This window comes from Lutimaribacter degradans, from assembly GCF_023703375.1.
In the GTDB taxonomy this organism is placed as follows: domain Bacteria; phylum Pseudomonadota; class Alphaproteobacteria; order Rhodobacterales; family Rhodobacteraceae; genus Lutimaribacter; species Lutimaribacter degradans.
The window spans coordinates 180,113-206,445 of the sequence record NZ_JAMQGO010000002.1 but is presented as its reverse complement, the minus strand read 5'-3'; the positions used below and the strand labels follow the sequence as shown (position 1 = coordinate 206,445).

The window sequence follows — 26,333 nt, the reverse complement described above, 5'->3', positions numbered from 1 at the left end:
ACCGCCCGGTTCCTGCCCGGGGCGACACTGCGCTGGCCAATCAGACCGGCAGTCAGGAGTCGTCGTAAAGCTGTTTTGACACCGCCCAAGAGACAGGCAACGCCAACACGAAACCGGCCGCGGCAGCATAGATGATTGGCATCAGCGTCGTGTAGCCGGTGACCAGTGCCACGACAATGAAACTGCCAGCCAGCGACGTGCTGATCAGCGAATAAAGAATGGATGCAAGACGCAGCATTGATAAACCTCACTCAAATCAAGGGGCCTATTCCCTTGAAAGGTACATTAACGATATCGCAATTGAAGTGCCTTGATCTGGGTCAGCTATGGGCGGAATGCATCTTGGCCCGTGCGGGTATTTCCACGAAGCCCGGCAGTGTCATTCCGCCGCGTGACGCGCCGCCGATGCCTGGCCCGTGGCCCGTTGCAGCACCATCAGTGCTGTATGTGCCTTGCAAAAGTGTGGTGCTCCGCGATGCCCGCCGTTGATCCAGTTGATGCAGGTTTCAGGTGCCTGGCAACGATTGCAGGCCAACATCGCCGCACGCAGATGTTCAAATAGCCTTTTCGCATCCTCTTCGGGAATATCGATTCCCATATGATCGAACATCGCATGGCGAACGCGCTGACGATATCGAAAGTCTACCAGCAAAGTGTTTAGCGCACCTGACATGATTTAGACCTCCCTTTGTCACTTTAAACTTACACGAATCACGGCGCCCTTGCACGTGTTTGATATCGGCGGCTTGAAATTTTCCGATCATGGCGTGGAAGCCGGTCAAGCTGCCCAGGCGTGCAAGACGCCACCAGGGGTGGATATCCCGACCTGTAGAGCGTGGGGTGGAATTGCGGTGTTGCGACAAGGGGCAGGGCAAACCCGTGCGGGGTCCGGGGGCATTGCCGTTGGTGTTCGTCGGTGATGAAACACCAAAGGCGCCCGTGGGCGCCTTGGTCTATTGGTCGGAGTGAGAGGATTCGAACCTCCGGCCCCTGCCTCCCGAAGGATCGGGCCTGAGGCTAACCTGCTGTAATCATTGTAGTACGTACTCATATTGCTGCTCCTTTTTTCCGCTTTGTGTCGATCTATTTCCGGAAATGATCCGGACATCAGATTGCATCTGCCGCCCCTCGCTGGTGGTCCGGGTGGTGATGCCCATAGTTCTTTTCGAGCGTCTCGAGCGTCATCCCGAGAAAGCCGCAGGCGTCCCACTTGGGCGCGCCCTTTTGCATGAGCCAGGTCGCGCAGGTATGTCGGAGAGTATGCGGAACGACCTTGCTGTCTCCCTCGGTCTCGAGGCCAGCCTCCACAACAGCAGTTCGAAACGCGCGCTTTATGTTCTGCAGAGACTTTCCGCGATGCGTGACGACGAACTCGTCTTCCGGAAATCGCCTGCGCCTGCGCAACAGGTATTTTCTCAGGCGCGCAGGCAACCTCGAGCTGGGGCGCTCCTTCTTGGTCCGTCGGCGACCGACCGGGTTCCAGTAGATGATGTTGCTGTGAAAATCGATGTCCGACCAGCGCAAGGATAGGATCGCCTCTTTCCGCTGGCCAGTCAGCAGGCCGATCCTGAGAAACAGTGTCAGGTGTTCGGTCTTGGTCTCTGTCGGCACGCCGTTCTCCGGCGAAGCGTTAATGCTTCGCGAAGCCTGTATGAGCCTTATCGCTTCATCGCAGGTCAGAAAGCGTATACGACCCTCAGGCTTTGGAGGAAGCCGCACCGCGATCTTTCGCGTGATCAGCTGATCTTCTTCGGCTCGGCGAATGGCTGTCGACAACAGACTGAGTTCTCGCCTCAGAGTGCCGTCCTTGAGTCCCTTGTCCGCACGGCTGTCACGCCGTTTCTGGCAGTACTCCTTTATGAGCACGTCGTTGATATCTCCTACCGAATAGCCATCGAAAAAGCGAATGATCGGCCGGGCTGCATTGGCCAGGCGCTCCGGGTCGGTGACATCATCAAGCCGCTTCGCCAGGTAGTGCGAAATCGCGTCGGCAACATAGAATTCGTGCGGCTCGACCGCACGCTCAGGCCTGAAGCGCCTCAGCTTCCATTCTGCGAAGTAGAGTTCAGCCTGGTTGCGATCCCCAGTGCCAGTCGAGTGCTCGCGGCTGCGTCCCCCTTCGGTCCAGTAGATATACCAGTTGCCCTCGGACGGACGTTTGCGGTCGCGCTCGAGACGCGGCGGGAATGGTTTTCTGGGCATGCCTTCACCGTGAAATTGTCAACGTACCGCTCCCAGGCGCCCTGTGGGATCTTGGGGTTGCGGCGCCCTGGGGCCGTGTAAATGTGGTCCAGCATGTCCTCTCGGATCAGGTAGCGCACGTTGGACACCGGAATGCCAATGCGTTCTGCGAGTTCCTTGGGTGTTTCGAGATGCTTTTCCATGCTTCGCCTTCCAGTTGGAAATTACTCAAAATCCTGCAAGAGTGAACAGAATCGCTGCTTGCCCACATAAAGTGCAGCTATATGCACTTTTAATGACCCAGGATGCACTTTGTCAACAGACCTGTCTGGAATCGGCCTTCGCTTGAGAGAAATCCGCAAGATCAATGATCTTACGCAGCCCGTTATGGCCGCCGCGATCGATGTGTCGGACCGGACCTACAAGTACTACGAACAAGAAAAGCGCGAACTTCCGGCTCTAGCTGCAGTCAAGATAAGTGAAGCGTTCAACATCACGCTTGAATGGCTGCTAACCGGTAAGGGCGGCATTCATAAGACGGACGATCCGGAACTATCCGAGCAATGCTCAATGGCCGTACTAGTCGAAGATCAAACACGGCAGACAAACCTGCCAATCGTCAAACTTGCGAAGATCATAGGTTTCGTAGCCGCGCAAGCTGCGCAAACCGGCGAGACACCGGAAGCGGTTGCGAAAAAATATTTCGATACGCTTGACTGAGGAGATGTTTGAATGAGTGACAATGCTTACCACCCGAAATCGCCAAAGCAAAAGCTGGAGCCTTGTGAGCTGGAAATCTTCACATTCGCCCGACAAATCGGCGTGGCTTGTGCAATCTGCTTGCTGGTCGGCAGCACTGGATTGATTGCAACGTCTGGCCAAGAGACATGGGGGCTTGCCCACTGGTTCTATCTAATGCTTGTTACCATCGGCCTTGGCGGCACCCTTATTGTCCAAAGGTTCCTGCGCATTCTTATGAAACATACCCGCAAAGAACTCTCGATCTTTGATCGGCACGAAATGAAGATATAGTTCTGACGGAGCAACAAATTGTCTAACTTTTATGATGACAATGCCTCTAACTTCATATCGACCACACGCGATCTTGATATGTCAGCGGCGCGTGGGCGATTTCTGCAAGTTGTGCCGCCGCGACATAACGGCCCTGCACGCATTCTCGATGCGGGGTCAGGATCAGGACGTGACGCGCTAGCCTTTCGCATTTTGGGTTACGATGTAGAAGCTTTCGACTCCTCGCGAACTATGGCAGCCGCTACGCAAGAACTCGCGGCGGTACCGACCAAGCTGATGCGTTTCGAAGATTTTTCGTGGGATCATTCGTTCGAGGGAATCTGGGCCTGCGCTTCTCTGCTGCATGTTGCAGAGGAGAACTTGCCAGACGTCATCGATCGGCTGGCCGCCCATCTCGTCCCTGGCGGCGTGCTCTATATGTCGTTCAAGTGCGGCAAAGGCGAGCGAGTGAAGGATGGTCGACGCTTTACCGACATGACTGAGGAACGTCTAAGGTCTCTCCTGGCCGAATGCGCCGTATTCGGCCAATCGGACTTTTGGGAAAGCCGGGACTGCCGCCCTGAACGCGCATCGGAACAGTGGGTGAATTCAGTGGTGAAGAAGACGTGACGGCTGGATCGAATGTGCCTGAGGGATCGGGCGACCATCCCTGCGTTGTCTGCGCTGCCGCCGCCAGTGACATTGTGGAATGCGACGCGCAGGTCATCCTGGTCCGCCAGGGTGCTGGTCTTGCGCTCGCCCCCCGCCGTCACGTTGCGCGTTGGCGGGAACTGTCCGCCGCAGAGCAAGCCACGCTGGCTGCAAGGATTGGACCGGTGCAAGCTCTTCTCGAGACGGCGAACGTGGCAGCACGCGTGACGTTGGTTGAGACTGGCGACCATGTCCATCTGCGCCTCGATCCGCCATTGGCGGCACCCGGCTCCTTGCTGGGAATGCCCCATGACCGCCCCCTGATCTCGGGCGGCGAGGATGCATTGCACGCCCATCTGCGCCCACTGATCGACCAGGCGCACGCTGTCGATCTGTCGGTTTCATTTCTGATGACCTCGGGCGTACGGGTGATCCTGCCGCATCTGCGCGACCTGCTGGACCGCGGTGGGCAGTTGCGGCTGCTGACTGGCGACTACCTGGGTGTAACGGAACCGGCGGCCTTGCGGCTCATAGCAGATCTTGAGGGCGAGCTTCGGCTGCATGTGTTTCAGGCAGCGCAGATCCCTTTCCACCCCAAGGCCTGGATGTTCACCTTTGCCGGTGACGGCGGGGCGCTGATCGTCGGGTCGTCGAATCTGTCCCGCTCGGCGCTGACCGAGGGCATCGAGTGGAACTTGCGCCACGTTGACCCGGTCGATCCCGCCCCGTTGCTGGCCGCGCGGGCGGCCTTCGAGTCGCTGCTGATAAGGCCCGAGGTTACCGAACTGACCCCAGCCTGGATCGACGCCTATGAGGATCGCCGCATCGTGCCCCAGCCCACGATCACCGGTGCACCAGTAGAGGCCCCGGAAACGGAGCCCACCCCGCACGAGGTTCAGGCCGAAGCGCTGACGGCGCTACGAGCGACCCGAGCAAAGGGCTATGGCGCGGGGCTGGTGGTGCTAGCTACGGGGCTGGGCAAGACTTTCCTCGCTGCCTTCGACAGCGCGACTGCCGCCCGTGTCCTCTTCGTGGCGCACCGCGAAGAAATTCTGACCCAAGCCATGGTTGCCTTTCGTGCGGTCCGGCCTCGCGACCGTCTTGGCCGCTATAGCGGCGAGGAGAAGGACCCCGAGGCAGATATCGTCTTCGCCTCGGTCCAGACACTTGCACGCAACTCGCATCTGACCCGTTTCGACCCGCGCGCCTTCGATTACATCGTCATCGACGAATTCCACCACGCCGCCGCCGCCACCTATCGGCGTATCATCGACCATTTCCAGCCCGGCTTCCTACTGGGCCTGACCGCCACACCCGACCGCAGCGATGGTGGTGACCTGTTGGGGCTGTGCGAGGAAAACCTGGTCTACGAATGCGATCTCTGGTCGGGGATCGACCGGGGGCTTCTGGCCCCCTTCCACTACTTCGGCGTGCCCGACCCGGTCGAGTATTCACAGATACCCTGGCGTAGCGGGCGGTTCGACGAGGCTGCCCTGACAGAAGCCGTCGCCACCCAGGCCCGCGCCGAGAACGCCCTCGAACAGCTTGCGAAGCGCGGTGGCAAGAAGACCATCGGCTTCTGTGTCTCCCGCCGCCATGCCGATTTCATGGCCGACTTCGCGCAAGCGCGCGGTCTGCGTGCAGTGGCGGTCCATTCGGGGGACACTTCGGCCCCTCGGGCCAGCGCACTGAAAGCGCTGGAGGACGGCGATCTCGACATCGTCTTTGCCGTCGACATGTTCAACGAGGGGGTCGACGTGCCTTCGATCGACACGGTGTTGATGCTGCGCCCCACCGAAAGCCCGGTGATCTGGTTGCAGCAACTTGGTCGCGGTCTGCGGCGGTCGGCGGAAAAGACGCATCTGGCGGTGATCGACTATATCGGTAACCACCGGATTTTCCTGACGAAGTTCCGCACGCTTCTCAAGCTGGGCGCGGGCGATGGCGCGCTGCGGCTCGCGCTGGAGCGGCTCAACGACAAGCTGATCCAGTTTCCCGTGGGCTGCGAGGTGACCTATGACCTGCAGGCACTCGACATCCTGCGGTCCCTGATCCGCCAGCCGCGCGATGGCGAGGAACTTGCCGCCTTCTACCGCGATTTCCGTGAGCGTCACGGCACACGGCCCACAGCCTCCGAGGTGCAGCATGCGGGCTTCAACCCTGGGCGCACGGGGCATGAAGGATGGCTCGGGTTCGTTGCAGATATGCGCGACCTGTCTGATACACAGCGCGCGACCTGGACCGCTCATCGCACGCTTTTGGACGAGATCGAGACGACGCGGATGACCCGTAGCTACAAGATGCTGGTCCTGCGCGCGATGATTGAGGGGAATGCCTTCCCGGGCCAGATCGCCCTGACCGAGCTGGTGGAGCGCGTTGCCAGGCTGGCGCGTCGTAATCCACAGATCAAGGCGGACCTAAGCGTCGATCCGGATGACACCCCACGCTTGCGCGCTGTCCTGATGCAGCAACCGCTCAAGATCCTGGCAGAGACGGATTGGTTCCAGTTGGGGCCAGGCACCTTCCAGACCACATTTGCCGAAGCTCAGAACCCCGCTCTAGCCCCGCTTGCTTCGGAACTCGTGGATTGGCGGTTGCTACGGTATCTTCAGGCGCGGGATGTAGTTTATGACATGCCCGAGGGCACCAGCCTGGCGGAAGCCGCCGAAGATGCCGCCCCCGCACCGGTCGCCCCCACCCAGAGCCTGACCCTATGGCAGGAATACCAGCGCGATCAGATCGCGCCGCATTTCGGGGCGGTGTTCAATACTGGCTCATGGAACGCCGGTATTGTGGTGCTCAAGGGCGTACGGGCGATGATCCTACTCGTGACAATGGACAAGGGGAGCATGTCCCTTGGAGGCCACTATGCCGACCAGTTCGCAAGCCCAACGCGCTTTGTCTGGCAGGCCCAGACCAGCACCCGCCGCAACGGCCTGCGCGGCCGCATCATCTCTGGCGCGGAAGCCGGCTGGACGGTTCACTTGTTCCTGCGCAAATCGAAACTGCGCGATGGCCGCGCGGCACCTTTCCGTTATGCTGGCCCGGTGGAGTTCGCCGGATGGGAGGGCGAGGCACCGATCACGGTGCAATGGGATATTCCTGAGCCCGTGCCGGAGCAGTTGCGAGAGCTCTATGGGGTGAACGAGTGATCGGGGAAATGGCCCGTCGGACGTTGTTGTTCTACCATTGTGCCTTGATTGAGAAAAAGCGTTTGGCAGCACATAAAGTTGTCGATTGACAACATAAACCGAAGAGCCTAAATAATGTCCCGTAAAGCGCACAAGTCCAAGGAAATCGAAGCGGTCTTGCGTGAGCTCGAGGCATTGGGTTGGACTGTTACCACACGCTCCGGGCGCGGGCATGCATGGGGGCTGATCCGCTGCCCCAACAACGATCCGGACTGCCGGTGCGGCGAGTTTTGTCAGATGGGGGTCTGGTCGACGCCACGGAATCCGGGACGGTTCGCCCGTCAACTGAGAAACAGGGCGCTTGGCTGCACAAAACTTGGCAATGCCGATGAGGGCCCTCAAGAGGATGAATGACATGGCAGAAATCGAATTCGAACTGATCTTCGCCCTCCCCGAAGACGATCACGATGCATTCGACCTGATGGACGCTGTCTTCGAGGTAGGGTTCGAGGATGCCATTGTTGGCACTGGCGTGCCTGGCATGATCGGGATCGCGCTGGAAGCAGTCAGTGACCATGCCGAGGACGCCATTCTCGACGCCGCTCGGGCGATCCAGAAACAGCTTCCTGCGGGCTCGATTCTTCGGGAAGTGCGGCCTGATCTCGTCAGCTTGGCCGACGTGGCCAAGCGGTTGGAAGTCACGCGCCAATCCCTTCAGAAGCGCAAAATGCCCCCAGCAAGCCAGGGTGGATTATTCCGGATGGAAGAGGTCGCCGTGGTGATCATGGACGCAGCGGAAGGCAAAGGCGCTGGAGCGCGCAAAGGGCGCTTCGCGGTCGGCAAAGCGGGAAAGTGGCTGAGTGCGGGTAAACCGGCGCGGCGCGTGAACGCGGGCCTTGCCGTCGGCGCGATTGACGGGGCGACGCTTGAAGTGCGCGAGGACGCCAAGCAATTCATCTACGCGGACAAACTGGAAACAGACGTTCAGAGTAGCGCTGGAGCAGCCTGAGCTTCAAAAACGCTCTTGTCGTACGAAGGGCGGTTGCCACGCCATAGCATGGTAGTTTGTGCACTTTTGCCAACCGACGGCTTGGCACTCAACCTCAATGCGTCAGCCCCCGGTCCATGTCGCGTTCCCGCGCCTCTAGCTCTGTCTCAGCCTCTTTTCGGCGTCCTTCGCTAAGGTCAAGCTCTCGTTCAACTTCGCGTCCAGCGCGTTGTAGCTCGCCTCTTCGCTCAGCAAGCCACGCAACGCCTGCATTGACGCGATCTGCGAGCGTATGAGCAACGTCGCGCAGCCCGCGATACCATCCAACTGGGCTTGCAGCCTCTTCGTCGAGCGTGCTTCCAAGCCGCTCAATTCCTGCGCTGATGTTTCGCAAGCCGTCACCAACCGCTCGACGCAGGCGAGCAAGTCGCGTTCCAAGGCTGTCAGGGGCGTCGTCATCTAGTCCTCCATTATTCTGATGCAGGTGACGGTCTTGCCGCCCATCGAACAGGTCCTGAGCCGCGTCTTGTCCAGGTCCAGGATCAACCATCTCCCCTCGGGCCGCTCGATCCGCGTGAGGCCCAGTTCCGTCAGCTCCGAGCGCGTCAGCAGAGACGTCCAGAACCAGCTCGCGACCATCGTCGAGGCGATCCCCGTCACGATCAGCCCCGAGATCACCCAAGGCGAGATCGTCAGCCAGCGCCTGATCTGCTCGGTCCGCGTCTCGAACAAGCTCCTGTTCTCGTTCAGGAAGCGACGCGTATCGTTCTCGATGGTACGCCGCGCGTCGCTCGCAATGGCCGTCAAATCGGTCCTGAAGCTCTCCAGCTGGGATGCCATCGAGGCGGCGTAGTCCTGGCGTATCGTGTCGAGTTCCGCGTTCAATTTCTCGCTCAGCCGGGTCGGCTTGCCAGTTTTCATGGAAAATCTCTCCTTTCAGGCGCCAGCGCTCGCCGGTCTCGGGGTCCTGGGCGGTCAGGTAGGCTTTGCCCACGCGGGGCAGGTCGAACCCCGCGTCCGTGAGCACGTCGAGCATGCTGGCGCGATCCTCGATCAGACCCATCGAAATCTGATCGAGGATCCACGCGTGCAGCTCGTCGCGCCCCTGCGCGCGGGTCGGGGCCTCGATGGTGTCGCGCACCTCCTGAGCGCGCTCCAGCTCCATCGGATCGGCCCAGCCGTGGCGCTGGTTCATCAGGTCGCGCAGGCTGTCAAAGGCGTCCTGATAGCCCGGTGGCGCGATGTTCAGGCTGCGTCCGGTGGTCAGCTCCAGGCGCGGGGTGCAGAAGTGCAGCTCCACGCGGTCCTCGTGGCTGTGACGGACCCAGAGCATGTCGTATTGCTCGCCGTCCAGCCCGGCAAAGGCGAGTTTCTCGAATGCGTCCATGACCTCCGCCTGCTGCGCCTCGCTGGGAGCATCCTGAGCCGCAAAGCTGATCACGCCCGCGCGGTAGGTCCATTGGTGTCGGCTGGCGTCGATCAGCGCCTCGGTACGGCTTGGATAACCGCGCAGCACCTCGGGCAAGGGATCGCGCGTTACGGTCAGGGGCTGGCCATCGGCATCGCGGATCAGGTCGCGATTGCCGTCATAGGCCAGCACGTGCTCGGCGACGAGATAGCCGACCGGCCCTGCGCCCGCGCCTTTGCCGTTGGGGAAGAACTTGATCAGCACCGCCGCGCCTCCTCGAGGAGCTGAGCAAGCTGGCGTTCGATCACCAACAGGCGGCGCGCGACGGTCAGGCTGTCTAGGTCGGTGCGGCCCACCAGCATCGCGCGGTTCAGCCAGCGGGCGATCTGGTTGAGGTTGCCACCGATGCGCCAGAGCGCCAGCACCAGCGCCGGATCGACGCGCGGCACCGGCTTGCGTCGGCGCGCCTCGGTCAGGCCAAGCGCCTCGCGCAGGAGGTTCGCGGCAGGCACACCAGCAGCCACGGCCTTGGCGCGTAGCTCGGCTTTTTCAGCTGCCGTGCAACGGAAGACGAAGGTCTCCGTCAGCGGCTCTTTGGCGTGGGTTTTGCCCGCGCCGGTGGGGTTCGAAGGGGAGGCTTGCCGCCCCTCGCAAGGTCCCGTGTCAGCAGCGCCAGCGTATGACATGGGTCGCCTTGCTGTTTGCTCAGATCGCATGGCGATGCTCCACGTTTGCGGACGTCTCGCGGATCAAATCTCTGAGCAAATGGAGCTGTTCTCGCCACTCTACGCTGCCCAATTGGGCCGGTGTCCGCGCCGGTAGCCAGAAGCCAAGGTGATGCTCGTGCGGTGACAGGGGCAAGCTGCGTTCCAGCGTCGTCATCCCTTCCCTGGCCAGCCGTGCGTCCCAGTCCCGGACAAAGCAAATGCCCCTCGGGACAAACACCAGGTCCGGGCGCGTTCCGCCGGATTGCCCTTCATCGGGCAAATCCGGCGCGGACGCGCGCCCCTGTTCTTTTCTAAGTTCTTGTTCTCTGTTCGGGGGGCGATCTTGTCCCCCTTTGCTGGACATATCTGTCCCGCTTTGTGGACAGGACTGTCCCCCTTTGGCACGGCTAAGCGGGACAATCTTGTCCCCCTCCCGGCGGCGCTCGGTGGCCCGCCGCATAGCCGCTTCGGTCGGGCGGTAGCGCGAGGATTTCCCCTTGTTGGTCCCGCGCTCCACGGTCATGTAGCCCGCCGCCTCGACCTTGTTCAGCGCCCTTTTGACCGACTTGGCGTGTTTTCCGATGGCCGCGCCGATGGTCTCGAATGACGGGCGACTCTCGCCGGTCTCATGATCGGCATGGGCCAGCGTCAGGTAGAGCGCCACGCGTAAGGCGTTGTCGTCCAGCTCGTGGTCCGTGACCATCTCCAGCAGGTATTGCAGCTTGATCTTGCAGAAGGGCAGAAGCTCAGACATCGGCCCCTCCCGCGATTGCGATCACGGGCGCGATCTGGTATCCATTCCGAGCAAACTTTTCGATTTGGCCGTTGACGCGGGTGCCAGCCCGGTCAGCGGCCTTTTGGTTTCTGAAGGTCAGTTCTTCAGAGAATCCCGCCCGAAAAGCGGAATAATCCGGATCAAATCCGGACCTGCCCCGAAAGAGGGGTAAGGCATTAGGGGCTAAGTATCTGGAATTATTGGTCGGAGTGAGAGGATTCGAACCTCCGACCCCTGCCTCCCGAAGACAGTGCTCTACCAGGCTGAGCTACACTCCGACCGTGGCGCGTGAATTACCCTTGGCCCGCGCGATTTGCAAGAGCCAAGGCGCAGGAAAAACAAATGCCCGCTGCTTGCGCGGGACTGTCCCGCGCGGCAGGATCGATCGATGGAGGTGCCGATGGATAATCTGCTGTCACTGCTGGGCGGCGTGGGCATGTTTCTCCTGGGTATGGAGGTAATGACGGCGGCCTTGCGCGATGCGGCCGGGCGGCGGTTGCGTGCGCTTCTGGCCCGGTTCACCACGACACCGCTGCGCGGCGTGCTGACCGGGGCCGGTGCGACCGCGCTGATCCAATCGTCAAGCGCAACCACCGTCATGGTGGTCGGTTTCGTCGGTGCGGGGCTTATGACCATGCCGCAGGCCCTTGGCGTTGTCTTTGGTGCAAACCTGGGCACGACGGCGACGGGATGGCTGGTATCAGTCCTGGGGTTCAAGCTGCAGCTTGACGTGATCGCTCTGGCGGCGCTGTTTCCGGCCAGCCTTGGCGCGGTTCTGGGGCGAGGCGCGGTGGCGCGGACGGCCCGGGTGGCGGCGGGGCTGTGCCTGTTGCTGGTGGCGCTTTCGGTGATGCAGGCGGGCGCGGCCGGCCTGACCGACCGGCTGACGCCCGCGCATCTTCCGGGGCCATCGCTTGGCGGCTTGCTGGCCCTTGCCGGGCTTGGGCTGGTCGTGACGGTGCTCATGCAGTCGTCCAGCGCGGCTCTGGCGCTGGCGCTGGTGATGCTTGACAGCGGGTCGCTGGCGCTGATCCAGGCACTGGCGATCGTGCTGGGCATGAACATCGGCACCACCTTTACCGCGCTTCTGGCGTCGGTCGGGGGGTCGGCGGCGATGCGGCAAACGGGGCTGGCCAACCTGGTGTTCAACATCGGCACGTTTGCCCTGGCTTTCCCGCTGGTCTGGTTCGGGGCGGGGTGGATCGAAGGTATGGGGGCCGCGCGCGACCCGATGACCGTGCTGCTGCTGTTTCACACCGGGTTCAACCTGCTGGGCGTGGCCTTGTTCGTGCCGGTCACGCCACGTTTCGCCGCGCTGATCGCGCGGGTGTTGCCTGACCCGGGCGGTGGGCCGATGGTTGCCTTGGATCCGCGGATGCTGCGCGACGCCGAAGCGGCGCTGGTTGCGGCGCAGACGGCCGCGGATGCCATCGCGGCGCGGCTCTGGGCGGCTCTTGGTGCAGCCCTTGCGCCCTCGCCGGATTATCGCGGCTTGGCCGCGCTGTCGCCTTGCGACACGGCCCTCGACGATTTGCGCCGCTTCATGCAGGACATTCGATTGCCCGAGGGGCGGCAGCCGACCGAAGAGGTCTATTCAAACCTTTTGCACCAAATGGATCACCTGGGCCGGATGCGCGCGCGCGCGTCCGAAAGCGGGCGCATACAGGCGCTGCTCGATGATCCGATCTTGCGCCGGCCCAGCTTGTCGGTCGGGGCCAGCCTGCGCCGGCTGGCCGCCGGGCCTTCAGACCGCGAGGCGCGGCGGCTTGTGCGGTTGCACGCGCTTGTCTCGCGGCGGCAAGCTCGGCATCGCCGCGCCCTGTTGCTGGGAGAGCATGCGGGGCTATATTCGCTGGCTTATGTTTTTGATCACACCGATGCCATGCGCTGGTTGAACCGGATGCTGCACAACGCCGCGCGGGTGGCCAGCTACCAGCAGCAGGCCCGCGCCGGGTTGCCCGCGCCGCCCGAAGGCAACGCGGGCTGAGTGCCGATCAAATGCTGGCGTCGAGCGCGGCCACGACCGCATCGCCCATCTCGCCGGTCGAAACAGGCGTTACGCCTTCTTCGCCCAGCAGGTCGGCGGTGCGCTTGCCATCGGCCAGAACCTGTTCGACCGCAGCCTCCAGCCGGTCGGCCTCGGCGCCCAGGTCAAAGCTGTAGCGCAGCGCCATCGCGAAGCTCAGGATACAGGCGATCGGGTTGGCCTTGCCCTGGCCCGCGATGTCGGGCGCGCTGCCATGCACGGGTTCGTAAAGCGCCTTGGGCCGGCCATTTGCCATCGGCGCGCCAAGGCTGGCCGAGGGCAACATGCCAAGGCTGCCGGTCAGCATCGCCGCCGCGTCCGACAGCAGGTCGCCGAACAGGTTGTCGGTCACGATAACGTCGAACTGCTTGGGCCAGCGGCACAGCTGCATCGCACCCGCATCGGCATACATGTGGCTCAATTCCACGTCGGGGTATTCGGCCTGGTGCACCTCGGTCACGACATCGCGCCACAGCACGCCCGATTCCATCACGTTGGCCTTTTCCATAGAACAGACCTTGTTACCGCGCTTGCGGGCCAGTTCGAACGCCGACCGCGCAACGCGGGCGATTTCGGACTCGGTGTAGCGCTGGGTGTTGATGCCCACGCGTTCATTGCCTTCCTTGATGATGCCGCGCGGCTCGCCGAAATAGATGCCGCTTGTCAGCTCGCGCACGATCATGATGTCGAGCCCGGCGACCACGTCCTTTTTCAGCGACGAGAAATCGGCCAGCGCGTCGAAACACTGCGCCGGGCGCAGGTTGGCGAACAAGTCCATTTCCTTGCGCAGGCGCAGCAACCCGCGCTCGGGCTTCACGCTGAAATCCAGCGCTTCGTATTTCGGGCCACCCACGGCGCCCAGCAGCACGGCGTCGACCTCTTGCGCCTTTGCCATGGTGTCGTCATGCAGCGGCGTGCCGTGCTTGTCATAGGCGGCACCGCCCACAAGGTCCTCGCTAACGTCGAAGGCCATGTTGCGCTTGGTGCCGAACCATTCGATGATCTTGCGCACCTCGGCCATGACTTCGGGGCCGATCCCGTCACCGGGCAGGATAAGAAGCGAGGGGTTGGTCATGTTCTGCTGTCCTTCGTCTGCAAAAGCGTTTTGCGTGGCGTAGCGCCCGGCGGGGGAAGGGTCAAGAAAGCATGGGCGCCAACCCCTGGCTCAGCAGATCCCAGATGCGGGCGATACGCGGGGTTTTCCGCGTCGATTGCGGTGCGGCCAGCCAGACGGGCAGGGCAGGCAGGTTCAGCCCGATGTCGATGATTTCAAGCGTCGGGTCGCGTTCGACGATATGACGCTGGGCAAAACCGACGCCGCACCCGGCGCGCGCAAGTTCGATACATGCCGCCTGGTCGTCGCAGCGCAGGGTGAACCAGTCGCGGGTGGCCGGAAACCCCGCCGCGCGCATCCCCTTGATGATGAGCTCTGACCGATCATAACCGATAAGATCATGGTCAAGAAGCGCCTCCGGCGTCGTGGGGCGGCCGCGCCGGTCAAGATAGGCGCGGCTGGCAAAGATCACCACCGGCAGTTCGCCAAGCTGCCGCGTGACGATATCCAGTTGGCTGGAGCGAAACATGCGCACGGCGATATCCGCCTCGCGGAACAGCAGGTTCTCGGGGCTGTCGGTCGGGGCAAGGTCGATTGTTATCTCGGGCTCTTGTTGCCGGATTCCGGCCAGAACAGGCGGTAGAAGATAGTGCGAAACCACCTGGCTGGCGGTAATGCGCACGGTGCCGCGCAATGTTTCGGCCTGGCCCGCGGCCTGCAGGCTCAGCCGTTGGGCAGCGGCCTGCATTGCCTTGGCCGAGGGCAGCAGTGCCTGCCCCTGCGCACTGAGATCCAGGCCGCGGGCATGACGGGTGAACAGCACGGTTCCCAATTGCGCCTCAAGCGACTTGATCTGCCGGCCCACTGTTGGCTGGCTGGTGCCCAGACGCTGCGCCGCCGCAGACAAAGAGCCGCTTTCCGCCACGGCCAGGAAGGCGCGGATCAGCGTCCAATCGGCAAGGTCTGTGCGGTTATCCATGCTTATATGAATATGAAATAGGCATAAATTGTCAATTCATATACGTATACGGTTGGCCGTAACCTGTTTTTACAGTTTCAACGAAGGAGACCGAAACATGACGGGAACGATTCTTGTCTTGGGGGCCACGGGCCGTTTTGGCCGCAACATCGCCGATGCCTTTGCAAGGGCCGGATGGCGCGTGCGCTGCTTTGACCGCAGCCGCGATGATCTGGACCGCGTGGCGAAAGGCGCCGATGTAATCGCGATGGGTTGGAACCCGCGCTATCACCGCTGGGCGGCGGAAATGCCTGGGTTGCACGCGGCCGTGCGCCGTGCGGCGCTGCGGCATGACTGCACCGTGCTGTTGCCGGGCAATGTATACGTGTTTGGCCAGAACTCGGGCCCGGTCTGGGATCAGGACACGCCGCACCGCGCGACCAACCCGCTGGGGCGGCTGCGTATCGAGATGGAGGCCGCCTATCGCACCGAAGGGGTACGCACCATCGTGCTGCGCGCGGGTGATTTCCTCGATACCGAAGCGTCTGGCAACTGGTTTGACGCGCTCATGGCCAAGCGTATCGGTCGTGGCATTTTGCGCTATCCCGGCGCGCGAGACGTGCCCCATGCCTGGGCCTTTCTGCCCGATCTGGCGCGGGCCTTTGTGGCGCTCGCCGAGACGCGTGCGCAGCTTCCGCAATTCGCCGACATACCGTTTCCCGGCTATACGCTGACAGGGTATGAAATGGCCGATGCGCTTGCGCGGGTCACGGGGCAGCCAGTGCAGGTGCGGCCTGTGCGCTGGGGGCTTTTGCGGATGGCGCGGCCGGTCATGCCGTTCATCGGCGGGCTGCTGGAAATGCGATATCTCTGGTCCTTGCCGCATAGGCTGGACGGGGCACGCTTTGCAGAGGTGCTGCCCGGGTTTCAGGCCACGCCGCTGGATGAGGCGCTGACACGGACCATCGCGCCGTTGCGTTAGTTGGTGCCCGGCAGCTGGATATCGGCCCAGAGGGCGCGGTGCCGACTGGCCCGGGCGGCGGTTTGTGCCATCGGGTCGTCGGGCGCAGGCCAGAAAACGCCGCTGTCGATAACCCGCAGATCGGCCGAGGGCAGGACATAGCTGACCCGCATCGCGCCAAGCCCGATATCGGACCAATCCACGGTTGCCGTGCCTTGTGCGCCTTCGGGGGCCAGGGCGCGCAGCCTTGGATCGTCCAGCAAGGCCCGTATCGCGGCGCGCCGCCCTTCGCTGCGTGCAGGGTCAAGGTTGGCGTCGCCCAACAGGATAAATCGGTGGGCCGGGGCCGGGCCCAGTACCCCATCCAGATAAACATGCCAGAACCGGATCTCGTCGGCGTTGCGCAGCCCGTTGCGATCTTCGGGCCCGTCGAAAACCGGCGGGGTCGCGTGGAATGCCAGCACCCAAAGCGGCCCGCCCGGTGTCTGAACCGGAACTGCCCAATGCCCAACCGAAGACAGGCGCTGCACCGCCTGGGCCTGGGCCGAGGGGAAAGGCGCGCCATCGACACGCGGCATCCGCGCGCCCGGCAAATCGCGCCACAACAGCCCCGAGAAATCCTGCGCCCGCGCGGTTTGCACTGGAAACCGTGACAGCAGAAGCATCCCGCCTTCGCCCCGGAACAGGCCAAAGCCCTGCGCATCGTCGGCGCGCCCGCGTCGGCCATCGCCGTTCATGTCAAGGCCGGTGGGTACCCCGGTATTCGGCGCGGGGGCAAAAAGATGCACCAGTGGAAGACCGGCTTTGCGCAACGCCGTTTGCAAGGCGCGCGCGGTGGCAAACCCGGCATCGTGATCCACGTTCTGCAGGGCCAGTATGTCGGGGCGCAGATGTTTTAGTAGCGCGATCACCGCGTTCACCTGCGCGTCGCGCCCGCTGCGGATATCGCGCAACAACAGGCCAGGGCCGTCGCGTGTCAACTCGGCGTTGTAGGTGACGATGCGTAACGGATCGGAACTGGCCTTGGCCGCGGTCATGACCGTCAGCAAAAGCACCAGGGTCAGACGGTTTGCAAGGCGTCCGATGCGGCTCCGTCGGCATCGTTTGCCGCCTGCGCGGCGGCGTAGGTGCGCTGGCGTTTTTGCAAGATCATTTGCGCGATCCGGTTCATCGCCATGCCGCGGATCATCAGGCTTGCCGGCAGGATGGCCCATAAGGATACGACCCAGATCAGTGTTTGAGGGTTTTCAAGCATCATCGGGTCGATCACCCCCGAGAACGCCCTGGAAGCTGCCGGGAGCAAGAATGGCAGCAGAAACCCTAACACAATGTTAATCAACGCGTGCCGTTGCAACCGGGCCACCACGTCAAGGCCGGCGGTCGGGTCGAACAAGGGCAAGTTGATCCAGACGTTGAACGCGCCGTTGCCCGCGGGCCAGCCCTTGACCCGGACCAGATAGAAAAAGACCGCGATGGTCAGCAGGCTCATGAAATAGGCAAAACCCGCCGCGTCGCGCAATGTGGATTGCAAATGTCCCGGCGCATCCGTCGGCAGGACCAGTTGCATCAACCGGATGGGCGAAAATGACAGATCCAGCCAGTCTGCCGTCAGCCCGGCAAGAGAGGCGGCAATGGCGCTGATCGTCTTGTCCGGCGCGGGGCCGGTGCAGACGGAACACAGGACGGTGACGGTAATGAAAAGCGCCCCGAAACGCAGCCGGTTGATCGGCGGGGCATATCGGAACTCGACAAAGCTGGGATAGGTGCTGCTGTATTCCAGAAAGATCAGGAACGCGACAACCAGGGCAACCAACACGACGATTTGCGTGCCATCGAAGCTTGCGCTGGGCAGCACAAGCGCGGGCAGTGCCACGAGCACGGCCGCCATAATGGCGCGCGAAAGCGCGTTGATCAGCTGGGTGATCACTGCCTGTTCCCTTCAACCTGGCCGGGCGTGATGCATTGCCACGCCCTTTTTCCAACTTGATGCCGCCGGTGTCGGCGAGTTGCCTCATTCTTGCCCAATTGTTGCCTTCTTTCGCCCAATTCCTCAAGACGCCCCTGATACAGACACAATATTTCGGGCGTTTTCATGAAGAAACTGGTGCGGGATTGCATCATTTCTGCGCGGGTTTTGTGTAAACTCGCGTGAAATCTCAATATCTTGTGGGGTAGAGTTAAAGGCGCACAAGGGCCAATTGGTTAACGCGCCCGGTATTCAAGGCCGGGCGCGTTGCCAATGTCGAAACAGCCAGCGCGTCAGACCCAGGGGCGGGCTTGTGCGGCCTGGGCTTCGAACGTGTCGATCGCACCGGCCTTTTCCATGGTCAGGCCGATATCGTCGAGCCCGTTGAGCAGGCAGTGTTTCTTGAAACTGTCGACATCAAAGCTGAACACCTCGCCGTCCGAACTGGTGACGGTCTGTGCTTCGAGGTCGACGACCATCCGCGCGTTCGACCCCTTTTCCGCGTCCTTCATCAGCACGTCCACCGCCTCTTGCGGCAACACGATCGGCAGGATGCCGTTCTTGAAGCAATTGCTGTAGAAGATGTCGGCAAAGCTGGGCGCAATGACGCATTTGATTCCGAAATCCTTGAGCGCCCAGGGCGCGTGTTCGCGTGACGAGCCGCAGCCGAAATTCTCGCCTGCCACCAGGATTTCCGCCTCGCGATAGGCTGGCTGGTTCAGCACGAAATCGGGAATCTCGTTACCCTGCCGGTCATAGCGCATTTCGTCGAACAGGTTCACGCCAAGCCCCGAGCGTTTGATCGTCTTGAGGAATTGCTTGGGGATGATCATGTCGGTGTCGATGTTGACCAGCGGCAGGGGCGCCGCGATCCCGGTGATTTTTTCGAATTTTTCCATTGTCTTGTCCTTCAAGGAGCACCCATCAAGCTCTTGCGGCCCGTCGTTGCGACGACGCCTGCAATGGCCGATGGGCGCGTGCCGTTACATCAGTTCGCGCACATCGGTCAGCCGACCGGTCACCGCGGCGGCGGCGGCCATGGCCGGGCTCATCAGGTGCGTGCGGCCCTTGTAGCCCTGCCGCCCCTCGAAGTTGCGGTTCGAGGTCGAGGCGCAGCGCTCGCCCTCGCTCAACTGGTCGGGGTTCATCGCAAGGCACATCGAACACCCCGCCATGCGCCATTCGAACCCGGCCTCCTTGAAGATATCGGCCAGACCCTCTTCTTCGGCCTGCGCGCGTACCAGGCCCGAACCGGGCACGACCATGGCACGCATGCCTTCCTTGATCTTCTTGCCTTTCACGACCGCGGCGGCGGCGCGCAGATCCTCGATCCGGCCATTGGTGCAAGAGCCGATGAATACCGTGTCGATCTCGATATCCGAGAGTTTTTGCCCCGGCTTGAGCCCCATGTAATCCAGCGCGCGCTGCGCCGCGCTGACCTTGCCGCCCGCGAAACTGGCAGGGTCGGGCACTTCGGCGGTGATGGGCAGAACGTCCTCGGGGCTGGTGCCCCAGGTAACGACGGGCGCGATGTCTTCGCCGCGGATCGTCACGACCTTGTCCCAATGCGCGTCATCGTCGGAATACAGCGTCTTCCACCATTCCATCGCCGCTTCCCACTGGGCGCCCTTGGGCGCGTGCGGGCGGCCTTCAACGTATTCAAAGGTCTTTTCATCTGGCGCAATCAGGCCGGCGCGGGCGCCGCCCTCGATCGCCATGTTGCACACCGTCATGCGGCCTTCCATCGACAGGTCGCGGATTGCCTCGCCGCAATACTCGATCACGTAGCCGGTGCCGCCCGCGGTGCCGGTTTCACCGATCACCGACAGGGTTATGTCCTTCGCGGTGACACCGGGGCGCAGCTTGCCGGTGATCTCGACCTTCATGTTCTTGGATTTCTTCTGGATCAGCGTCTGTGTGGCCAGAACGTGTTCGACCTCGGATGTGCCGATGCCATGCGCCAGCGCACCAAAGGCGCCATGCGTGGCGGTGTGGCTGTCACCGCACACTACGGTCATGCCCGGCAGGGTCCAGCCCTGTTCGGGGCCGACGATGTGAACGATGCCCTGGCGCACGTCGCTGACGGGATAGTAGTGAATCCCGAAATCCTGGGCGTTCTTGTCCAGCGCGGCAACCTGTATGCGGCTGTCCTCGGGCATCTGGTCGGGGTTTTCGCGGCCCGGCGTGGTGGGCACGTTATGGTCGGGCACCGCGATGGTCTTGCCCGGTGCGCGCACCTGGCGTCCCGCCATGCGCAACCCTTCGAAGGCTTGCGGGCTGGTCACCTCGTGCACGAGGTGACGGTCGATATAAAGAAGGCTGGTGCCGTCTGCGTCTTCGTGGACGACATGGGCATCCCAGATCTTGTCGTAAAGCGTTTTGGGGGACATTTGGTCCTCTCCCGATCTAGAGTGGTTGGATTGTTTGCGGGGCATGGGTGTCTGAGGCGGGCGTAGTGCGCCCGCGCCGCGTCATGGACGCGCCAGAACCGTGTGGGTCGCGCCGAAAAAGCGCCAAGGCAGGCGCGCGCGGTCGTCCATGTCAAAAATCCCTGTCATGCCATGTCAGATATACCTCTGCCCTGAGTCTCGCAAGCCTCTATCCCCTTGCCCTGCATCCCGGGCTTGGCCAATGTGGGGCGTGAAGGAGCGTGGATGGAGCCGGAAGACACACCTGACCTGGCGCGGCAGGCCACCGAAATCGGACAGGGCATCCTGGGCCAGGTCGAGGGGCTGGCCCAAAGCCTGTTGCGGCCATGGAACGCCTACCAGATCGCGATTGCGCTTGGCCTGTTGCTGCTGGCGCATCTCGTGGCCAAACCCCTGGCCGCGCGGTGGGACGGATGGCTGCGCACGCGCGAAAACTGGCCGATGTGGCGCAAGCGCTTTGGCTTGATGCTGCGCAACCGGATGCGCCTTGTCCTTTTCGTGGGGCTGATCTGGCCGACCGTGTGGATCATGCAAGAGATGACATGGCCCTCGCGGTCTTACCTGCTGGGCATAATCGCCCAGTTGACCCTGGCCTGGCTGCTGATCACGGTCGCGTCGCGCCTGATTGTGAACTCGTTCCTGCGCGGCGTGGTGCGGTATGCCGGCTGGATCTGGGTCACGCTGTCCATCCTCGGCCTGACGGACGAGGCGCGCAGCCTGCTTGACGGCATCGCCGTGACCCTGGGCGAAACCCGGCTTTCAGCCTGGATCGTGCTGCAGGCCGCGGCGATCATCGGGGCGTTGTTCTTTGTCGCGCGGTTCGTCGCGGTCAGCTCGGCCAGCCGCATCCGGCGCAACGAGGATATCAGCCCCTCGATGCAGGTGCTGGCGGTCAAGTTCCTGCAATTGCTGCTGTATGGGGCTGCTTTCTTTACCGGGTTGCGCATGGTGGGCGTCGATCTGACCGGGCTGGCGGTGTTGTCGGGGGCGATCGGCGTGGGCCTTGGCTTCGGCCTGCAAAAGGTGGTGTCGAACCTGGTATCGGGCGTCATCATCCTGCTCGACAAGTCGATCAAGCCCGGTGACGTGATCAGCCTTGGCGAGACCTTCGGCTGGATCAACACGCTGGGCGCGCGCTATACCTCGGTCGTTACGCGGGACGGGCGCGAATACCTGATACCGAACGAAGACCTGATCACCGGGCAGGTGGTGAACTGGTCACATTCGAACGAATTCGTGCGGCTCGATATCTATTTCGGCACGTCCTACGGCGACGACCCCCACAAGGTGCGCAAGATCGCGATCGACGCCGCGAAAAGCGTTGATCGCGTGCTGGGGTTCAAGCCGCCGGTCTGCCATATCGTGGGGTTCGGCGACAGCAGCATCGATTACATCCTGCGGTTCTGGATTTCCGACCCGACGGGCGGGCTGACCAATATACGTGGCAATGTATATCTTGCGCTGTGGGATGCGTTCCATGAACACGGCATATCGATCCCTTTCCCACAGCGCGAACTGCGCATTCTCAACGATCCTGACGACCCCGCCCGAAAGGGGCCGCCGCCGACTGACCGCGACACCTTGCAGGGCTGACGCGGGCCGGGAGCGGGCGTGTTGCAGAGGGGACGGTGCGCGGGGGCGCAAATTGGCGCATCGCAGCTGTGAGCCATGCAATGACATTGTTTTTTCGCAACCGCGTTGCTACCTTTGGTTCATGCCATGCACCGGGGCAAGGCCGGTGTGCAGCCATGGGAGGACAATGTCCTGTCTCTTATCGCAGACGCGGCCAATGCCGCTGATACCGGGGCCCTTATGAGCGGCGCCAAGACCAACGTGACCAGCGAAAAACTGCTGGAGCGGATTCTCGCGTCACTTGACGACGACAAGGCCGAAGACATCGTGCAGATCGATCTGCGCGGTAAATCCTCAATCGGGGATTTCATGATCGTGTGTTCGGGCCGGTCCTCGCGCCAGGTGGCGGCCATCGCCGAAAAACTTGTGCAGCGCCTGAAAGAAGAGTTCGGCATTTCCGTGCGCCTCGAAGGGCAGGAAGCCGGCGACTGGGTTCTGATCGACACTGGTGACGTGGTGGTGCACGTGTTCCGCCCCGAAGTGCGCGAATTCTACCAACTTGAAAAGATGTGGTTGCCCAACCAGGCGGCGGTCGGCCAGGCCAAGGGCTGAATGCGGGTGCATCTATGCGCTGTGGGGCGGCTGCGGGCCGGCCCCGAGCGAGACTTGATAGATGATTACCTGACACGCTTTGATCGTACCGGGCGCGGGCTGGGCCTTGGCCCGGCCCGGGTGCACGAGGTCGAAGACAAGAAAGGCGGCGGCATGGCGGCCGAGGGCGCGCTTTTGGCGCGCGCGGTGCCGGACGGTGCCATGACCTGTGTTCTGGACGAGCGCGGCACGCGCATGAGCTCACCCGAGTTCGCGCAGATGCTGGGCGACTGGCGTGACCAGGGGCGGGGCGACTTGGCTTTCGTGATCGGTGGCGCCGATGGCATCGACCCGGCCTTGCGAATGCGTGCCGACGCGTCGCTGAGCCTGGGGCGCATGGTTTGGCCGCACATGCTGGTGCGGGTGATGCTCGCCGAGCAACTGTATCGCGCGGCCTCGATCCTGGCGGGCAGCCCGTATCACCGCGCCTGAGCGGCCCGCGCCGCAAGAAACCCGGCGGTCAGGTCAGCCGGGCTTGCGTTGGCGCAGCGCGTGGCGCAGTCCCAGAACCACGAAAAGCCCCAGCACCAGCACAACAGCCCCGACCAGGAACAAGGCGGCACCAGCCGCAAGCGCGGGCAGCCCGGCCAGCGCGGGCAGGGGCTTTGTCAGCGCGGGCGCCAGCACGCCGGTCACGGCGGCCCAGCCCATTGTGACGGCGAACCATGCAAGCATAAGCACCAACGCGGGCCTCATCGCCCCGCGTAGCGCCCGTGTGCGCAAGCTGCGTTTCAATGCTGCGATCTGGCGGCTGACATCGCGCTGCATCGCGATCAGCACGGGAACCACGACGAGCACCAGCACCATGCCAAAGCCCAGCCCGTAAACCAGCGTGATCACGGTTGGTTTCAGGAATTGCGCCTGCTGGCTTTTCTCGTAAAGCAATGGCGCCAGGCCCAGAACCGTGGTCAGGGTTGTCAGCATCACGGGCCGCAAGCGGTCGGCGGCGCCGTCGATTATCGACGGGATCAGCCCGCGGGTTTCGGCGTGTTCGTCGATCGTGGTCACCAGCACGATCGAGTCGTTGATGATGATGCCCGTCATGCCCAACAGCCCCACCACCGTGAACATGCTCAACGGCACATCCCAGATGTAATGGCCCCAAATCGTACCCACCAGGCCGAAGGGAATGATCGCCATCACCACGATGGGCCGGGTCCAGCTTGAAAACACCCAGGCCAGCACGGCATAGATCCCCGCCAGGCACAGAATAAGCCCGGTCATGGCGTCGCGCAGAAACTCGTTTTCCTGTTCGCTCAGCCCCGACAGGCGCCATTCGACCTGATGGCGCGCGGCGATATCGGGCAGGATCTCGTTTTCAAGCGCGCTCATTACCTCCTCGGCGCGGGCCGGGTCGTCTTCCGAGATGTCGCCGGTGACCGAAATGAGCCGTATGCCGTTCTCACGCCGCACCGTGGAAAAGCCGGTCTGGCGTTCGACGCTGACGATATCGGCCAGCGGCACATAAGAGCCCGAGGGCGCCCGCATCTGCATCCTGTCTACGAAATCCGCGGTCTGTTCGGTTTCGGGCAGTTGCACGCGAATCTCGGCGCTGCGCGGACCCAGCGGGTAGGTCGCGGCTTCGAGCCCGTTCAGACGGTGTCGCAGCACCCGGCCCACCGCGTCGATGGTAAAACCCAGCGATTGGCCCTGCGGTGTCAGTTCCAGTATCAGCTCTTCCTTGTCATAGGCCAGGTTGTCTTCGACGGCGGATACCTCGGGAAAGCGCAGCAGCGCCTCTTTGAGCGCCTCGCTGGCCGCTTTCAGCGTGCCCGCATCGGCACCGTAGAATTCAACATCCAGGGCCTCGCCCCCTGGTCCCGACCGCCAGCCGCGGAAGCTGACGGTCTCGGCCAGCGGGTGGTGGGTCACGCGGTCCTGCAACTCGCCCACGAACTGGAAACTGGAATATTCCGGGCGCAGATCGGCATCTATCAGCTCGATCGCGATGCCACCCAACAGGTCGGCATCCTTGGTATCGGCTCCGGGCAACGGGCGGCCCGAGTTGCCGCCGATCTCGGCCAGCACGTAATCCAGTGGGTTGCGGCCATATCGGTCTTCGTATTCGGCGGCCAGCTCTTCAGTGGCGCGCTGCATCTCGCGCATCATTTCAAGCGAGTCCGCGCGGCTGGCGCCGGGGAGCATGGCAAAATTGCCGGTCACGCTGCTGCTTTCGGGGGCGTTGAAAAATCGCCACGGCACATCGCCGCGTGCAATCAGCGCCACCTGGCTGGCAAGGATCAGAACCGTCGCGGCCAGCACCGGATACCGGGCGACGATGATCAAGGCGATGACGCGACGAAAGACATGGTCGCGAACCCAGCGAAACCCCCGGTTGACGATCCGCGAAGGCACGTCATACCAGTGCTCTTTCGCCGTGTGAGCCAGCGCATGGGCCATGTGGTGGGGCAGGATCAGGAAACATTCGATCAGTGACGCGGCCAGAACCGCGATCACGGTAAACGGTATGTCCGAGATCAGGTCGCCGAACCGCCCGCTGATGGCCGTCAGCGCGAAAAAGGCGAGGATCGTTGTCAGCGTGGCGGAAAAGACAGGCATCGCCATGCGGCGGGCGGCGTTCTCGGCAGCCTCGACCGGGCTTTCGCCCAGGCGTCGGGCGCGGGCATCGGCATGTTCGCCCACCACGATGGCATCGTCCACGACGATGCCCAGCGTGATGATCAGTGCGAAAAGCGAGATCATGTTGATGGTCAGCCCGGCCACATACATCAGCGAAATGGCTGTCAGCATCGCCACCGGAATACCCGCGGCCACCCAGAAGGCGGTGCGTGCATTGAGAAACAGAAACAGCAGCGCCAACACCAGCCCCAACCCCATCAAGCCGTTATCGACAAGGATGTTCAGGCGGCCGCTGATCATTTCCGCCCGCGTTCGGATCAGGTCGATCGTGGTGCCCTCGGGCAAGGTGGCCTGCATCTCGCGCGCGACATCTTCGACCTGGCGCTGGATGGCGATGGCATCACCCTGGGCCGATCGGTCAACGCGGATCGACATCGCGGGGTTATCGCCCACGAAATAACTGCGGTTGCGGGTCACGCCTTCGACGCGCAGCTCGGCCACATCGCCCACCGTCAGGGTCGAGCCATCGGGGTTCGAGCGCAGCACGATCTGCTCGATCTGGTCGGGGCTGCGTTTTTCGACGCCGGTGCGCACGCGGGCATTGGCACCGTCCACGTCGCCGGCGGGGTCGGCATCGACCTCTTCGGCGATGGCCGCGGCGATCTGCTGGATCGTCACGTCATGGGCCATCAGGTTGACCGAGGGCACCTCGATCAACGTGCGTGGCGCGGCGACGCCGCGTATGGTGGTGCGGGTGACACCCGCGGCAAAAAGGCGGTTCACCAGTTCGTCGGTGAAAAGCCCAAGTTGCTCGGTGCCGACGGGGCCGGTGATCACCAGGTCGGTCACGCGATCATACCAGACGCCGCGCACCAGTTCGGGCTCTTCGGCCTCGTCGGGCAGCGTGGTGACCGAGTCGATCGCCTGCCGCACGTCATCGCTGGCCCGGCCCATGTCATAGCCGGGCTCGAATTCAAGGTTGATCGAGGCGCGCCCCTCGAACGAGGTGCTGGACGAGCTTTCGACCCCTTCAACGGCTAGCAGGGAAGGTTCCAGCGCCTGCACGATGGCACGGTCGACATCCTCGGCGCCGGCCCCTTCCCAGATGACCGAGACACGCACGTTGTCTACCACCACGTCGGGAAAAAACTGCGCGCGCATCTGCGGGACGGCGGCAACTCCCAGCATGAGCAATACGACCAAAAGAAGGTTGGCCGCCGTGCGGTGGCGGGTGAAGTAGGACAGGATGCCACCGGCGCGGGCGGGAATCGGGCGTGCCATCGG

23 protein-coding genes and 1 tRNA gene are annotated in these 26,333 nt (G+C 62.7%); 10 read left to right on the top strand and 14 right to left on the bottom strand.

Translation table 11 applies throughout. The features are described 5' to 3' along the window. Positions 1-52 precede the first annotated feature (52 nt). The 3 genes from M8744_RS05475 to M8744_RS05465 all read right to left on the bottom strand — a co-directional run bounded on the left by M8744_RS05475 (position 53) and on the right by M8744_RS05465 (position 2,202). Positions 53-238 (bottom strand): CTP synthetase, encoded by a 186-nt coding sequence (locus M8744_RS05475; RefSeq protein ID WP_251410670.1) that lies wholly within the window; start codon positions 236-238, stop codon positions 53-55. Positions 239-379: 141 nt separating this feature from the next. Continuing rightward, positions 380-673: a DUF6455 family protein gene (locus M8744_RS05470; protein WP_251410667.1), complete on the bottom strand. Its 294-nt coding sequence runs from the start codon at positions 671-673 to the stop codon at positions 380-382. Between the two features lie 434 nt (positions 674-1,107). Further along, positions 1,108-2,202: a tyrosine-type recombinase/integrase gene (locus M8744_RS05465; protein WP_251410664.1), complete on the bottom strand. Its 1,095-nt coding sequence runs from the start codon at positions 2,200-2,202 to the stop codon at positions 1,108-1,110. Between the two features lie 291 nt (positions 2,203-2,493). Here M8744_RS05465 and M8744_RS05460 point away from each other — a divergent pair, with 291 nt between their 5' ends. The 5 genes from M8744_RS05460 (at position 2,494) to M8744_RS05440 (ending at position 7,983) form a co-directional block, all read left to right on the top strand. Next, entirely contained in the window at positions 2,494-2,901 is a 408-nt protein-coding gene (locus M8744_RS05460) for a helix-turn-helix domain-containing protein (protein WP_147317411.1), read from the top strand. A 12-nt stretch (positions 2,902-2,913) separates the two neighbouring features. Next, on the top strand, positions 2,914-3,213 hold the full coding sequence (locus M8744_RS05455; protein WP_251410661.1) for a hypothetical protein: 300 nt from the start codon (positions 2,914-2,916) through the stop codon (positions 3,211-3,213). 18 nt (positions 3,214-3,231) lie between these two features. Next, the gene (locus M8744_RS05450) at positions 3,232-3,822 is read left to right on the top strand and encodes a class I SAM-dependent methyltransferase (RefSeq protein ID WP_147317412.1); all 591 of its coding nucleotides are present in this window, start codon (positions 3,232-3,234) and stop codon (positions 3,820-3,822) included. A gap of 206 nt (positions 3,823-4,028) precedes the next feature. Then, a complete protein-coding gene (locus M8744_RS05445; protein WP_251410659.1) occupies positions 4,029-6,995 on the top strand; it encodes a DUF3427 domain-containing protein in 2,967 nt (988 codons plus the stop codon). 394 nt (positions 6,996-7,389) lie between these two features. Then, on the top strand, positions 7,390-7,983 hold the full coding sequence (locus M8744_RS05440) for a hypothetical protein (protein ID WP_251410657.1): 594 nt from the start codon (positions 7,390-7,392) through the stop codon (positions 7,981-7,983). A gap of 94 nt (positions 7,984-8,077) precedes the next feature. Here the strand turns inward: M8744_RS05440 and M8744_RS05435 are convergent, their stop codons facing one another. From M8744_RS05435 to M8744_RS05420, 4 genes are all read right to left on the bottom strand, one after another. Continuing rightward, positions 8,078-9,634, bottom strand: a complete 1,557-nt coding sequence (locus tag M8744_RS05435; RefSeq protein WP_251410654.1) for a relaxase family protein — start codon at positions 9,632-9,634, stop codon at positions 8,078-8,080. Further along, positions 9,628-10,056, bottom strand: a complete 429-nt coding sequence (locus tag M8744_RS05430; protein WP_251410651.1) for a plasmid mobilization protein — start codon at positions 10,054-10,056, stop codon at positions 9,628-9,630. Before M8744_RS05430 ends, M8744_RS05435 begins: the two co-directional genes overlap by 7 nt. Positions 10,057-10,075: 19 nt before the next feature. After that, a complete protein-coding gene (locus M8744_RS05425; protein ID WP_251410648.1) occupies positions 10,076-10,831 on the bottom strand; it encodes a helix-turn-helix domain-containing protein in 756 nt (251 codons plus the stop codon). 222 nt (positions 10,832-11,053) lie between these two features. Then, positions 11,054-11,130 (bottom strand) — tRNA-Pro (locus tag M8744_RS05420). Between the two features lie 122 nt (positions 11,131-11,252). On the opposite strand from M8744_RS05420, the gene M8744_RS05415 reads away from it, so the two are divergent. Next, complete coding sequence (locus tag M8744_RS05415; RefSeq protein WP_251410645.1) at positions 11,253-12,839, top strand: Na/Pi cotransporter family protein; 1,587 nt, start codon at positions 11,253-11,255, stop codon at positions 12,837-12,839. 7 nt (positions 12,840-12,846) lie between these two features. Here the strand turns inward: M8744_RS05415 and leuB are convergent, their stop codons facing one another. Beyond that, positions 12,847-13,953: a 3-isopropylmalate dehydrogenase gene (gene leuB / locus M8744_RS05410; protein ID WP_251410642.1), complete on the bottom strand. Its 1,107-nt coding sequence runs from the start codon at positions 13,951-13,953 to the stop codon at positions 12,847-12,849. Between the two features lie 61 nt (positions 13,954-14,014). Further along, positions 14,015-14,911: a LysR family transcriptional regulator gene (locus M8744_RS05405; protein ID WP_251410638.1), complete on the bottom strand. Its 897-nt coding sequence runs from the start codon at positions 14,909-14,911 to the stop codon at positions 14,015-14,017. Positions 14,912-15,008: 97 nt separating this feature from the next. Here M8744_RS05405 and M8744_RS05400 point away from each other — a divergent pair, with 97 nt between their 5' ends. Next, a complete protein-coding gene (locus M8744_RS05400) occupies positions 15,009-15,872 on the top strand; it encodes a Rossmann-fold NAD(P)-binding domain-containing protein (protein ID WP_251410635.1) in 864 nt (287 codons plus the stop codon). Here the strand turns inward: M8744_RS05400 and M8744_RS05395 are convergent. From M8744_RS05395 to leuC, 4 genes are all read right to left on the bottom strand, one after another. Next, on the bottom strand, positions 15,869-16,906 hold the full coding sequence (locus M8744_RS05395) for an endonuclease/exonuclease/phosphatase family protein (protein WP_251410632.1): 1,038 nt from the start codon (positions 16,904-16,906) through the stop codon (positions 15,869-15,871). The genes M8744_RS05400 and M8744_RS05395 overlap by 4 nt on opposite strands. Before the next feature lie 5 nt (positions 16,907-16,911). Then, the gene (locus M8744_RS05390; RefSeq protein WP_251410629.1) at positions 16,912-17,778 is read right to left on the bottom strand and encodes a hypothetical protein; all 867 of its coding nucleotides are present in this window, start codon (positions 17,776-17,778) and stop codon (positions 16,912-16,914) included. Between the two features lie 332 nt (positions 17,779-18,110). Beyond that, on the bottom strand, positions 18,111-18,716 hold the full coding sequence (gene leuD / locus M8744_RS05385; protein ID WP_251410626.1) for a 3-isopropylmalate dehydratase small subunit: 606 nt from the start codon (positions 18,714-18,716) through the stop codon (positions 18,111-18,113). 84 nt (positions 18,717-18,800) lie between these two features. Beyond that, positions 18,801-20,207 (bottom strand): 3-isopropylmalate dehydratase large subunit, encoded by a 1,407-nt coding sequence (gene leuC, locus M8744_RS05380; RefSeq protein WP_251410623.1) that lies wholly within the window; start codon positions 20,205-20,207, stop codon positions 18,801-18,803. Positions 20,208-20,471: 264 nt separating this feature from the next. On the opposite strand from leuC, the gene M8744_RS05375 reads away from it, so the two are divergent. From M8744_RS05375 to rlmH, 3 genes are all read left to right on the top strand, one after another. Further along, positions 20,472-21,839, top strand: a complete 1,368-nt coding sequence (locus tag M8744_RS05375) for a mechanosensitive ion channel family protein (RefSeq protein ID WP_251410619.1) — start codon at positions 20,472-20,474, stop codon at positions 21,837-21,839. A gap of 126 nt (positions 21,840-21,965) precedes the next feature. Beyond that, entirely contained in the window at positions 21,966-22,430 is a 465-nt protein-coding gene (gene rsfS / locus M8744_RS05370) for a ribosome silencing factor (RefSeq protein ID WP_251410616.1), read from the top strand. Then, the gene (rlmH, locus tag M8744_RS05365; RefSeq protein WP_251410613.1) at positions 22,431-22,901 is read left to right on the top strand and encodes a 23S rRNA (pseudouridine(1915)-N(3))-methyltransferase RlmH; all 471 of its coding nucleotides are present in this window, start codon (positions 22,431-22,433) and stop codon (positions 22,899-22,901) included. Between the two features lie 33 nt (positions 22,902-22,934). Here rlmH and M8744_RS05360 read toward each other — a convergent pair whose 3' ends face one another. Then, positions 22,935-26,330 carry an efflux RND transporter permease subunit gene (locus M8744_RS05360; RefSeq protein ID WP_251410610.1) on the bottom strand — a complete coding sequence of 1,132 codons (3,396 nt, stop codon included), beginning with the start codon at positions 26,328-26,330 and terminating at the stop codon, positions 22,935-22,937. Between the last annotated feature and the right edge of the window lie 3 nt (positions 26,331-26,333).